Genomic DNA, 12,652 nt, shown 5'->3' on the forward strand with positions numbered 1-12,652 from the left:
GGTCAAATGTCGGCTTTTCAGTTTTCCTTTCCTAAAAGCGGTACGGTTGAAATCTACCCAACCTTGTCGTACTCCCTTTCCTGATAGTGGTCCTGAAAGCTGACCGTACCAGGGCTCGCTAAGGGTCGAATGCGGACAAGGGGACCGGTACGAAGTATCAGATTCTGTGCAATAGCCGGGCCTCCGATGTCGCGACGGAAGCGGTCCATCAGTGCCCCGGTCCGAGTTTGTCGGCGGCGAAGGCGTTCCGGCCGCTGAGGGGCTTCGGCCACCCTCCGTGCTGTTGTGTGCTGTCTGGCGTTCCGTCTCGGAGTTGTTTTCGGCGACGAGCAGGAGAACACCCCGGAGGTGCAGGCCCTGAGAAACGCCGCCAGCGCGCTGCCCCAGGTCACCCAGCGCCATTTCGCCCGGCGCCGGCTCGGGCCGTAGCGATAGATCAGCGACAGGCTCAGGCTCACCACGACCAGGATGACCGGCCACCGCGCGACGGACAGGATCGTGTCGGCCAATCCCCCACCCCGACGTGCTCCATGATCGCGGGAAGGATGACCACACTGATCGTCAGGAGAAGAAACGCTGCCCCGCCGAGGGTATTCAGGAAGGCCGTGGCATAGAACCGGACCAGGGTCCGGTCCTCCCGCTCCCGGTAGATGACGTTGAGGGCGTCGAAGAGGGCGCTGACTCCGGAATTCGAGCTCCACGGGGCGATGAGCAGGCTGATCATCGAGGTGAGACCGAGCGACCCGGTGCTGCGTTCGGCGATTCGCACCAGCTGCTCGGCCAGGAGATCGAGGGCCGCAGTGGGGAGGATGTAGGTCAGGAGGCCGACATGCTGGCTGATCACGTTGGGATCGGAAAACACCCCGCAGATCGAGACCACGGCGAGCAGGGCGAAGAAGGCGACGCCCCCCCCCGGCGGTGGTCAGCACGCGATCCTGCGGCAGGGCCCACAGGACACGCCAGAGGATGTCCCTCCATCCCGCACCTGGAATGTCGGAGGGACGGCGCGCATCGCGGCCCCGGTCCGGCTCCCGCGCCCGCTGCCGCGCTGTCTCAAGGGCAGCGGCATCCTGCGAACGAGCGCTAGTCGTCTTCCTCGTCAACGTCTCGGGCCATGGCTGCATCTCCGTAGGAGCTGGCTATGCGACGGCGGGCGGCCAGACCAGGGACCCGACGAGGGGCGCGATCGCACCTTATGGCATCAGCTGGAACGGCGTATCGGCGTTAAAAAAGCTCAGGGGCATCGGCAAACCGTTCGTGGATCGAATCGAAGGTCGGATACCTGCAATAAACGTCAGTAACGGGCGGACTTTTACTGATCTGCTTAACGATTTCTCGCGCGATGAAGCGGACGTCAAGCTAGGGCGGCAGTTTGACGCCGATTACGGGAGAGGCCGTAACAGTGCAGCATTTGAATAACTCCGGCGAGCGTGTGACGGGTTGAACCTCTTGTCCCGCTGCTGCAGCTCCTTGTCACTCGGCAGCGTAGTGATCAGGTCAGTCAGCGAAGCCTCCTGATCAGTCCCCATCTTTTCCTGAACGAACTTCAGGCCCATATCGCTCATCGCATAAACGTACTTGCGCGCGCGGCGCACAGTCTGATCATTCAGGAACCTTCCAATGGTTTCGGGCTGCTGGGATAGAATCGTTTCCGCCATCTTGCTGGTCCGGGTTGCCCAAAATACGCGCTTTGGTCCTAACGGCATCAGTATATGGCAGTTCTCGTCCTCCAGTCCGCCGTACCAGTGGAGCGGTCTATCTGAGGCATACAGGCCAGGGACCGTAAGCGGCATCTTTATCCAACCCCACGACATGCTGACGATTCGGTTGGCGATCTTTTCGCTGCTGGAGTTGCCAGCAACGATCTCGAGGACCTGCCGACTAATTCGAGTTGGGTCGTCGCCGATTGCCTGCTTCATAGCTTCGCGGAGTGATTTTGGTGTGCCCGGCTCCCAGGACTTGCGCCACCGGCGCTCTGCTTCTTTTGACGTGACAAGGAGGCTTTCCGAAAGCCTCGCTTGCGTTGCGGAAATGTTTTCAGGCGTCCGAAAAATGAGCGAGATCAGAAACTGTGTCCAGGCAACGCGCTCCTCGGCATCCAACACTTTTGTGTTGCTTTCCATCTTTTGCAAGACAGTCGCGGCGCGACCATCTACCGGCCGGAAGAACTCACTTTCCACCTGTCCCGAGTAAATCTCAGGCAAGCCCTCCAGCGTGTAGAGACGGTCAATGAACCCAGTCTCCCGCGGGGATGCCCGTTTAGGCTTGACGATATCTCGATAGGGCTTGCTGAACTCGACCAGTTTGCCGTTAACGGCGCACCAGCGCTTTAAGTAAAATTCTGGAATATAGTGGTGCCGCCAGGGTGATTGCAATTGGGGCATGCTTCAGGACCGACCGCTATCTCAACGGCCTCTTCAGCTTCCAGGTAGTTGATGACTTGGCGACGCACTCACTTGGCAGCGGAACACCCTCTTTGTCTTTTTCATAACCAGCGCTGATCATAACGCTTCCTGTAATATATCCAGCATTTACTGTCATTTGCTGTTCATTGGTGTAGCGCTTGCCCATCCGTTCCTGAAGCAGAGGATCAATCGCAGCCATTGCTGGCAGTCCCGCAGCTACAGCTTTGAGTGCCCGGGCTTTTGCTTCCGGCGACATAATTATTCCGTACATTTCCTGGTATAACGGGTGATCTTCTGTTAGACCCCCGGAGCCAAGAGGTAATTTTAGCTCGTCAATCTGCTCCACAATTGCTAAAGCTTCTGCCGAACCCTTACTTATTGCATTCTTCCTCAGTGATAAGCGTTCGTTCGCGGTCATCGCTTTCAATTTTTCGGTCGTGTAAATAAGCATGCCGTGGTGACCATTCTCCGTTGTCGTGCGCCCATAACCACAGGTTTTGGCCAAAATTTCAAGGCCGCGAGTCGTTCGCTGCCGCCAGCATGTTGGACAAGACGCCGATCACGGGCGCCGATCTCTTCGTCGTTTGAGCGTGTGCCCCGCATCAGCCTGCCTCGCCGAATGTGACGAGCGAGGCGGCCATCCCAGACCCTCCTTACGGCGAGGCGCATAGGTGCGAGCAATCTCGATTCTCGCCTGCACGGGACGCGGCAGGGCAAAGGAGTCTTGTCGCTGCGCGTCGGCCCCTCCCCAATGCAAGTCGTAAAATGCGCAACCTCCCGACGGCAGGCGTCATGGCGAGGCAGCACGGCCTTCGGCGCAGATTTAGCCCAACAGGAGGCACGAAGCCCGTAGTTTGCTGCCTGATCACGGCTGGCCGGGAACCTGTCGGTTGCGCGAGGCCATCAAGGCGGTGGGCGCACGGGTGCTGTACCTCCCGCCCTACAGTCCGGACTTCAACCCCATCGAGCAGCTCTTCGCCAAAGTCAAAGCCCTCCTTCGGACCGCCGCAGCGCGAACCGCCGACGACCTGACCATCGCCATTCGAGAAGCTTTCTCTGCCTTCCGACCGCACGAGTGCCGCAACTATCTCACCGCCGCTGGATACGATGCCTATGATCCAAGCTGAGCGGGCACGGCTCTAGCGACATGCTGCCTTGAAGCAACTAATGATTATGATTTGTCGCGTAGCATGCCATCCAAGCTGTGCTATGAGGTCCATGCGTGCTTCCCCTCCGGTGTCTGTCGCTGACTAGCGCAGTTTTGCTTTCCGCCAGCCTTGCTGCCGCACAGGATTGCCCCCCCGATGCGCTCGGCACCGCTAGAGTCATGGAGGTGCCTCTTACCCAAGGGCCAGTGGGGCGCACAAACTACCGTCAAACTCTGCCATTGGCGCCGGGCGAAGTCGTGCTTACCTTTGACGACGGTCCGATGCCACGCCGTACAGCCGCCGTGCTCGATGCACTCCGCGCAGAGTGCGTCAAGGCAACCTTCTTTGTGGTCGGAACGATGGTGGCCTCCTACCCCGACATTTTACGCCGCACCGCTGCCGAGGGGCACACCATCGCCACCCACACGTGGTCGCACGCCTACCTGAACCGTACACGCAGCGAGGTTGCACAGCGTGATCAGATCAGCGGTGGCCTTTTGGCTGCGCGTTCGGTGCTAGGCGATGCTAATCCCAGCCTATCTCCCTTCTTCCGCTACCCAGGCCTGGGCAACACGCGAGCGCTCGATCGGTACGTCGGCGGACAGCACCTGATCCCGTTCTCGATCGACGTAGATGGCGAGGATTGGAAGCGGATTACCCCGGCTCAGGTTGTGGACCGGGTGATGGGACGGCTCGACGTCCTGGGCCGAGGCATCATTCTGTTGCACGACATCCAGGCACGCACGGTGACGGTACTGCCAGAATTGCTGCGTCAACTGAAGGCAAATGGCTACCGGGTGGTGCACGTCACGGCCGCGCCGGGTGACACACGGCTGGCGCTGGATGCGATTGAGCCCCCGCGCTCACAGCGCATACAGGTCGCTCTGGGCCGCCTTGATCAGCAGCAAGCCGTTCGCCTTGCAAGTCGCGAAGACGCTAATCCATCAGCCTCTGCGGCTGCCGCGCTTGGCCAGAACACGTTGGGACGGGCGCACAGCATACAAATGGCTTCGGCTGAATCTGATGGGACGTGGCCGACAATGGCGCTGCGAGGGAGTGCACACGTGCACGAACCTATCCCCCTCAGTGGAAGACGTGGACATGAATTGACGGCAGAGGGGCCGATCGCCTTCGCTGCCGCAACCGGGTCGGGCAACGAAGGATTGTCCGGCATGACTACGAAAAGCGGGGGGAGAACGAGCGAGTCGTTTTCGCATCCGGTGGAATCCCCACAGGTCGCGACGGTTCAGGCCGAACGAACCCTGCCGTCTGCAAGGAGCGATGCGGAGCCACGTCCTTATCCTCGGGTGATCCCGCCTAAGATTCTTGCGGCGCGTCCATGGGTCGATCCGCATGAACGCTCGTCCACCGTGACGGGTAAGCCTTCGGTCACGCTACTCTCGACTGGCTCCGCGACCAAGGTCGCCGCTGAGATACGCGCCAGCTTGTCTTCTCAGGGCACGCCCCCTAACCGTGCGGTAACGTTGTCGTCCGGCGCGATGCCTCGCGTCCCGACATCAAAGCCCCCACTTGTGCAAGTTGCGGCCATCGAACCGCAGCCAGAGCCAATCCGCACCGCAGCCTTGGCTACCAAATCAGCGTCCTCATTCGAACACGGCACGACGCCGCGACTGGCGATTGTCGGCCATTTGCCGTCTGACCTCGCGCCACCGCGTACTGCCGTGCCGGTCACGACCGACCTAACAGCCGAGGGCTCCAACCGGCACGCACCAGCAACACAGGCATTCTCTGTGTCGTCGCTTATCCCGTCTTCGCCGACAGCCAAACCCGCCGTCGTGCCAATCCCCACCCATGTGATCAGCGGCCAGACGGGCGCCCTCCAGGCCGTGCCCAGAACGTTGAGATCACCTACGGCCGGACCGCGCGCCCAAGGCTTTGTCGTGCTCGCCGTCGCACCCGGGGCCGGACCGGGCTTCCAAGAGGTCACGCTGCAACGCTGAGCATGTTGCGCGCCCCTCGAGCCCGTCGCACACGTATTCTCTCAATTGAGCCCACCGCCATGCGTCTTCTCGTCCGCGTCCTGCCGGTGCTGCTAATATGCGCCAACCCCGCCTATGCTATTGACCCAAATGACCTCCCGGACGGCTGGTGGGCACCGACACAAGCGGCCTGCCAGGACCCGGAGGCGAGGACGTTGTTTGAGGTCAGATTAAAAGCGCAGTCCGGCCCGTACCTGAACACTAGTGAAAGCCGCTGCCGCATCGCCCGGGTGTCCGATACGGCAATTGGCTACCGGCTCGACCTACGCTGCTACGCCTCGCAAGAGGATCGGGAGGCCGACCTCAACGCCGCCACGCGCCAGATCGTAGTTGATGCGATTGGTCCGATAACTATGCGCGCAGACGGTAGGCGGGTCTTCCGCTGCGCACGAAGCGCTCCCGCAATCGCAAACGCGCTCGCCCCAAACAGCCGGGGCGGTGAATCAGAATTCGTTACTGCACTGCCTGGGCAGGCCGTGACCAGCGGAACTCCTGCAATCTTTGCCTCTACCAGCCTACCCCTGAACGACGTTCCCATCCGCCATGCTGCACTGCCGAGTGGCTCGTCCGCCGTGAGTCTGGCTCCCCCGCCTAGCGCAAGTGCAAACCTGCCATTTCCGGCACCACAGATGCCGCCTGTGCCCCTTTCTGCGGGACCGACCCGTGCGGTGACCCGCGGGCAAATCGTGGCCTACGCAGGGGGGCACGCGCCGGGCACGATCATCGTTCGTACCAAGGAGCGGGCGCTCTACCTCGTGCAGGGGGACGGAAAAGCGATCCGCTACCGTGTGGCGGTGGGGCGTCCGGGCGCAGCCTGGAGCGGGATCGAGACAATCAGCGACAAGCAGGAATGGCCGAATTGGACACCGACGCTAGATATGCGTCGCCGTCGCCCAGGCTTGCGTGCGATGCGCGGCGGCCCGAACAATCCCCTAGGTGCGCGTGCGTTATATCTGGGTACGTCCACCTATCGTATCCATGGCACTACGGACCCTGGTTCGATAGGACGAGCTGCCTCATCCGGCTGCATCCGCATGCTCAATAGTGATGTGATTGAGCTATACGAGCGTGTGCATGTTGGAACACGGGTTCAAGTACTTTAATGAATGCATCTCATGCCCCTGCACATAGCATGGTTGTTTAAATAATCGCACAACAACAAGAAATAGTTAGGCGCAGAAATCTGCCCGAGCAACCTTAAGCCTTCCGCTGCGTGAGTTAGAACTAATTCATGGGGCAAGTTTGTATGAATAAGTAGTCTAAAATTATTCCTCAACAATCACTCGCTTGACTTAACTATCTAATAACCGATCCATGATTCCTCGCTGCTTTTCAGGCGCGGCAGACCGTCTGATAACACTTTCCTGCTAATGTTCACGAGAATTGCGCTGCACAGTTTCTTAGAGTCGGCAAGGACAAGCTTTCACGATGAAAAACTCAACCTTGATTGCTGGTTTGGTTGCTATATTTTTTACTCCAACTTGCCGTGCCACGGAAATCGAGTCTGTTTCTGGAGCGTGCGTGAAGTTGGCAGTGCGTACCTTGGATTACCAATCCGAATGCAAGCCAAATTTCCTACGTACGCACCATCCTGACGGCAGGGATGGGTTCATATTTTCCACCGGAAAAGTAACGGTTTCCTTCTCAGGATTTCGAAATACAAGCATCGATGACGGCTGGATTACGAAGATGCAAATAGATCGTGTTGTCCATATGAAGGATAGCCAGCCGACGCCCTTGCAGGGAGTTGGAGTCTGCTCCTTCGGTCGCAAGAAAGTGGGAGAAGCCTATCCTGTAAAATGCCAGGTCGACACACAAGAAGGGCACTTCTCTGCAACATTCATAGCTGACGCAGAGAACTTGGTTGTAAAACCGGAGCGGCTTATCTCAGCGACGACCAATCCCACTGATACTCAAGAGCAACCCAGGTGGAGGTGGTCTTCACGCAGACGCGAGGTGTTATACGGAGTTCCTGAGACAGACGCCCTAGTGAGGATAAAGTGTATTGGAAATGGCAAATATAACTTTCAGACTGGATCGCCATCGGATAAAATGAATTCTTACAAAAACAAGATTCTCAAGCTTTTTGCAGACGGCAAAGAGGAGGCGGTCCCATACACGGTGGTGAACGGTGACGGCGATGAGCTAATTTTCCCCGTCACGGGAAGCAGTTTGTCATTGTCGCGCTTGGTGGAAAATGGTGATTTTGGAATAAAGACACCTTCAGGGGAACGTATAACTATTGACGGAAGTGAAGCTGCAGTTCATGTCCGTAAGCTCAAACTGGCGTGTGGCAATAATGACAAGACATCCAGTGTTGCGAAATTGGATCAGCGCCAGGACAACAATAGCGGTTGGTGGGTAGTGCTTTCAACAGGCTCCGATTCGCCACATCGGCACGAAAATGGAGGAGACTGGGTTGATCGTATCGCTAGAAAATGCGGCATACGAACGTTCAACGATTTCTCGGCAAAATTTGTTGGTTTTAAACCGGGGTATAACGTGTTTGTTCTGTTGGGTTCTCCCTATGGCTCGAAGCAGCTAGCAGATAAAAATCGGGAGTTGGTAAAGCAGTGTTTTCCAGGTAGTTATGTAAAATTCGGACAATACTTAGGCGAATAATATCGGATAATCCTGATGGGAAGATTCCGTTGCAAGCGTGATGACCCGCTGTTGTCTTTTGGTAAGGGCATGTGAGGGGGCGAAGAGAGCCGGAAGTTGCCGCCGCTGCCAAAATTCCAGGTCCTAATAGGTGATAATACCCAAAGCCGGCCGGTCCACTGCTGGCTCAGCCGAAATGGCACAGGCTTCACTGCAATGGACCCGTCGCGCTCAAGCAACGCATTAAAGACACTGCGGTAGGCGGCGTCGTACCAGCGAGTGGCCCCGACCGCAAAGAACGCGCACCTTTAATCCGTCATTCCAGGCGAGGACCATGGCTTGGCACCCACATTTCAAGTGGCCTGCACCGTCATTTCGAATGGGTACAACTCGACCTACGAGAGAGTTAGGTGGTGAATCTCGCCCGCACGCAGTGTTGCGATCACAGCCACAGCTTCGGAAGCATCGTCCAGCGACGGGGCCGACAACAATATGTTGGCGCGCCCAACGTTTGGGAATGAGGGCTGGTTTTAGATTGCGTAACCGCGCTCGATTTTTTCCTTTTTCATGATTGTGGCAGCGACGCTGTATTAGCAGTTATTGGTGCTCCCCGAGGTTTCGTTCATAAATTAGCATTGGGTCGTTGGTGTCGGCCAGCGCTACGGCTGCGCTTCGAGAACTCGTGAACGACGGCGCATTTAAATCAAATTATGCTTTCTCAAAAATCAGCGCGCAATTGTTCGCCCTAATATGACCCGGCTCGATTTCCCATTTCACCGAATTTAGATGGTTCGGGCGTACGCACCACTGCCGGGTCATGCGTGGGTTCGAACAGTGGCACGAATTAAAATTGCGGTTGGCCGGGCATGGTCTTTTCCCGTTTTAAATGCCGATAAGATTACGCTTAAGCCTAGCGGACGGCCTCTGCGAACTGCGTGCACCTGTGCCGCCGCCAGCCGTACTCCAAAGCTAAAGTAGGGTCCGGGTCACCCTCACCCGACATCTGGCCACGGACACCCGAGATTTGGCCCGCTGCCCGAATTGTGGACCGTCGCAAGAGGGGCGATCCTCACTATCCACGAGGGTCGCCTTTTATTGAACTGTTCCGCACGGAACACTTGCCGGAACCGGCCAGCCCGTTAGGCTCGACCTCCCCATCCTTTGTGACATGGTGCGACCATGAGCGACGAGCCCACACCCGACGTGCTCAATGAGCTGGATACTCCCGGTCCGTTGAAGGTCATGTCCCCGCGTATCGCCCCAAGGATGCCCCTTTCGCCGGTACTCGGCATGAGCGAGGACGCGCTTGCCGCAATCCCCCGACGGAGACAAAGACCAAGTCTCGAAGCGCGGGCTCAGAGCGCGAGAGTTGCGGGGACGGTGCCATCTCCCAGGCGCGCAAATGCAGGCGAAACAGGCCCGACGAAGCCTAGACAGGACCAAATGCACCTGCCGCGTGTTACGGCTGGCGCCACAAATGAGCGGCCTATTGAGAAACTTTTTCGTGATTGCACCGATGCCGCGCAGCAGTTCGAAAACTCGAAGGAGCGACGGACTCACTTGCTGATCCAGTGCCTTCAAAAATCAGCGCTCCTGTACGAGCACGGACAATCACGAGACCCCGATGGCTACGCGCGCCTTCTCGCCCGCCATAAAATTAGGGTGACGGAGCGTACGCACAATCCGTTCTCGCCGGTCGTAAAGCTTGTTTTTAGCAGCGTGGACAAGGGGCAGCGCACCAACCTGAGTCGGTATGCTGGCGTCTTGCGCTTTGCCCACGAAAATGGCGTTGGGCCGGACGCGTTTTCTCAGCTGATGAAGGAGGAGCGGGGCCTTGACGGCTGCGCCGAAAGAGATCGCGAGGCCCATCCGAGCCCGGAGCGACAGGCGGCAGCTTCGAAACGCGCCGCCCACCTTCAGGCGTTGCGGGAACAGGCTTATGGTGCTGACCTCGCAGGGATCGCCGACGAATTGCCGAGCGGGCTCACCGCTGTTTTGATTGAAAGGGATCAGCACGGAACTCTGCGGGTGCTCGGGGTACGGGCGGAAACGGTTCAAGATGTTCGCAGGTACCGCCCCCTCTCCTCGCCGGGACCTCAAGAGCAGTAGAAGGTCGTCGTTCATAACGGCCTCAGCTCCATGCGCGCCACCCACTGCCATGTAGAACGAGCGCTGTAGGTAAAACCGTTTGCCCCAGGTTGCGGGCGAACGTGGGCGCCGACACCTTCCAACCTATCAGCCAGGGGTGGCCTCGATACCCCACGTAGTATCTACGGTGTGCTCGCGCCCTTAGAACTTGCGACGTTGGCTGCGGTCGCATCCGGCCACCGGGCAGCGATGGCCTCGAACGTGATCACGGAGCCAAATTTCGGAAGATGGGTCGCGTACTCGGCGAGCTTCGAGGCGCTGCACAGCAGCATGGTCGCCGCATCCCCATGAGGTACCACGGCCTTCGGCGCAGATTTAGCCCAACAGGAGGCACGAAGCCCATAGTTTGCTGCCTGATCACGGCCGGACGGGAACCTGTCGGTTGGTCCCTTCACCTCGACATGGATCGCGAAGCGCGCTCCACTCTCGGCCTCGAAAACCGCGAGGACGTCCGTCTCTTGCCCCCGGCATCCCTCGCACCGACACTGCTCGGTGAAGTGTGATCGCCACCACGTGGCCGCCCCCCGGCTCCGACGTGCTCGCATTTCTTCACGGAGCAGCCGCGCTGTGCCGGCCGAGGCAGCGAACGTTGTCTGCCCGATCACCCAGGCTCTAAAATCTGGGGCGTGGCCAAGAGCTTCCGCGAAGGGCTGCGCAAATGCGTACTCCCGCGACCCGTACAGCATGGAGCCCTCTCCTCGTCTAACGGTGCGGCTCAGGCTGAACCGCTCTTTAGCCGGTGCGGCCAAGCGGACTGTACCTCCGGGTTCCATTCTCGTCTTCCTGCCTCAAGCCCATCATTCGCAGACCTTCTTCGGTAACCTCGACGAGGAGAGCGTAAAATTGTCCTGGTCTCATTTGATCGAGCGGCACAGAGGCGGATAGAGGGGACGCGTGACGACGCATGTCGGTAATTCGTTCCTTGTCGCGCTGTTTTGCACGTTGACGTTCCGGGCTCTCGTGCGCCCTCGCGTCAAGGGCTGCGCACCCCTTCATGCCCCCTCTCGCTTTCACCTCATCAGGCAGCGTTCCGGGTGAAACCCCGTTTTCGACTGCGTACCGAAGCGTGGCAGCCGCCCGTTGAATGTTCGATGACCCTGCGTTTCCATCCCCGACTCGGGGGCGAAGTACCAGTCGCGCCAACCGGACGTAGGGGTTTCGCCCCTCCTTAACCGCAGGGACGTGGTACTGCACATACAACGACTCCAGCGTTCCTGGATTTTGCCTGTCGTGCAGATGGAGCCGCACCGCATTGGCGAGGAGCGAATGGAAGTGGTCTTGGGCACCGCTAACCCTTTCACGCCCATCCTGTTCGCTTTGAGCGAATGCCTCGAACTCGACGAAGCACCGGCTCAGAATCTCACGCGCGGGATCGCGGCCGGCGACGACAGCCGACGCGCGTTGAAGGCGTTCACCGGTTATGCTCTGGGCGATTGCCAGGGTGGGGGTCGCTAAAGCATCTGCCTGGAATTGGCCAAGTCTTGGGTTCCGTGTTCGAATTGGTGCCAATGCGCTAACGCAAGGGGACGGCTCTGGCCAAATCAAAGGGGCTGCCGCGGTCTCGCATGCGTTGGGGGGCTCACCGTTAGACTGGCTAGCTTGGATAGTGGCGCGCGTTGGCCGGCGCGGCTGCCGGAACCGGGAGTAAGCCCTGTGGTGGGAGGACCCACCATCGCGTGGAAGAGGCGGGGCATCTTCACACGTTCGTCCCACGTGGGACGACCCACTCGCTTTAATGGGGACAGGACGGTGACCTTGATCCGTCACAGGGGGAAAAACACTCGGGGCGAAGGTTAGGGTGTCGAGCGGTCTCATCGGTGCGGCTTTCTCCGGTTGCACCGTGACTTTACAGGGGCTGCTTATTAGCCGCCGGTTCCACATCCGGTCTCGGGTATTGATGCACCGCGCGTGGACGACCATTCGATAGTTGGGTTTCACCGCTTTGCATCCCCCCAAAAAAGCCAAGGGGCAGGTGCTCGGTCATTATCACAGGGCGCCCGTCCGGCGGACGCGTTCCCCCATCAAATAGACGGCGCCTTCTGCGGGCTATTCCGACATGAAAAATTAGGGACACGCCGACCCCAGCATCGCAATTTATTGGGCTTGTAAAGTCACCGTGGTAATCACGGAGACCATGCATGTCAGTTTATGTCCCCCGTCGGCCTTCACCCTCTGGTGGCCAAAAGACGCTAGATGATTTCGAGTTCCCCAAACGCACCCTTCGTAAACCAATCCAATGCGACGAATTAGAGCCTTGCGAACTCGCCGATTGCAGCACTTGCAGAGCAGCACTCGTGACCCGGTTGTGGCCCCAAATCAGGGCCCAACTTCGGTCCGGTGGTGAGTGGCT

At 58.8% G+C, this 12,652-nt stretch carries 9 protein-coding genes and 1 pseudogene; 6 read left to right on the plus strand and 4 right to left on the minus strand.

Features of this window, described 5'->3' with window-relative positions:
• Positions 1–53: 53 nt before the first annotated feature.
• From ACYQOP_RS19690 to ACYQOP_RS19705, 4 genes are all read right to left on the minus strand, one after another.
• Entirely contained in the window at positions 54–461 is a 408-nt protein-coding gene (locus ACYQOP_RS19690) for a hypothetical protein (RefSeq protein WP_461225392.1), read from the minus strand.
• Positions 455–862 carry a YhjD/YihY/BrkB family envelope integrity protein gene (locus tag ACYQOP_RS19695; protein WP_461223568.1) on the minus strand — a complete coding sequence of 136 codons (408 nt, stop codon included), beginning with the start codon at positions 860–862 and terminating at the stop codon, positions 455–457. The genes ACYQOP_RS19690 and ACYQOP_RS19695 overlap by 7 nt, the downstream gene beginning before the upstream one ends.
• 520 nt (positions 863–1,382) lie before the next feature.
• Positions 1,383–2,384, minus strand: coding sequence for a DUF4238 domain-containing protein (locus tag ACYQOP_RS19700; protein ID WP_461223569.1), 1,002 nt, complete (start codon positions 2,382–2,384; stop codon positions 1,383–1,385).
• Positions 2,385–2,400: 16 nt separating this feature from the next.
• Positions 2,401–2,856 carry a hypothetical protein gene (locus ACYQOP_RS19705; RefSeq protein WP_461223570.1) on the minus strand — a complete coding sequence of 152 codons (456 nt, stop codon included), beginning with the start codon at positions 2,854–2,856 and terminating at the stop codon, positions 2,401–2,403.
• A gap of 439 nt (positions 2,857–3,295) precedes the next feature.
• Here ACYQOP_RS19705 and ACYQOP_RS19710 point away from each other — a divergent pair.
• From ACYQOP_RS19710 to ACYQOP_RS19735, 6 genes and pseudogenes are all read left to right on the plus strand, one after another.
• Positions 3,296–3,532: pseudogene (locus ACYQOP_RS19710) on the plus strand (transposase); the annotation flags it as partial.
• A 200-nt stretch (positions 3,533–3,732) separates the two neighbouring features.
• Positions 3,733–5,514 (plus strand): polysaccharide deacetylase family protein, encoded by a 1,782-nt coding sequence (locus tag ACYQOP_RS19715; protein ID WP_461223571.1) that lies wholly within the window; start codon positions 3,733–3,735, stop codon positions 5,512–5,514.
• A 668-nt stretch (positions 5,515–6,182) separates the two neighbouring features.
• The gene (locus tag ACYQOP_RS19720; protein WP_461225394.1) at positions 6,183–6,656 is read left to right on the plus strand and encodes a L,D-transpeptidase; all 474 of its coding nucleotides are present in this window, start codon (positions 6,183–6,185) and stop codon (positions 6,654–6,656) included.
• Between the two features lie 325 nt (positions 6,657–6,981).
• Entirely contained in the window at positions 6,982–8,175 is a 1,194-nt protein-coding gene (locus tag ACYQOP_RS19725; protein WP_461223572.1) for a hypothetical protein, read from the plus strand.
• A gap of 1,422 nt (positions 8,176–9,597) precedes the next feature.
• On the plus strand, positions 9,598–10,263 hold the full coding sequence (locus tag ACYQOP_RS19730; protein WP_461223573.1) for a hypothetical protein: 666 nt from the start codon (positions 9,598–9,600) through the stop codon (positions 10,261–10,263).
• Positions 10,264–11,568: 1,305 nt separating this feature from the next.
• Positions 11,569–11,757 (plus strand): hypothetical protein, encoded by a 189-nt coding sequence (locus tag ACYQOP_RS19735; RefSeq protein ID WP_461223574.1) that lies wholly within the window; start codon positions 11,569–11,571, stop codon positions 11,755–11,757.
• Positions 11,758–12,652: the final 895 nt, after the last annotated feature.

Source organism: Methylobacterium sp. CM6247, assembly GCF_054817925.1.